This is a genomic window from Curtobacterium sp. VKM Ac-2922, assembly GCF_022815645.1.
In the GTDB taxonomy this organism is placed as follows: Bacteria; Actinomycetota; Actinomycetes; order Actinomycetales; family Microbacteriaceae; genus Curtobacterium.
On the sequence record NZ_JALGRO010000029.1, the window covers coordinates 1 to 215 of the forward strand.

Annotated in this window: 1 pseudogene; it reads right to left on the reverse strand. The window is 70.7% G+C overall.

Features of this window, described 5'->3' with window-relative positions:
• Positions 1-215 (reverse strand): annotated as a pseudogene (locus MT346_RS17890) (hypothetical protein); the annotation flags it as partial.

Below are 215 nucleotides of genomic sequence, written 5' to 3' on the forward strand. Positions count from 1 at the left end.
TTCAGGCTGGTGAGGGCGTCGGTGAAGCCCTTGTCGAGGGCGACGGAGGTGTTCCCACCGAGCACGTTCGGGACCGACGCGACGGGGGCGGGGATCTTCGACGAGGACGACGCGACGGTGTGGACCGTGGGGGTCGACGCGTTCGCGGCGGAGATGCCGAACCCGGCACCGCCCAGGATGATCGCGCCGGCAGCGGCGAGGGAGACCGTGGTCTT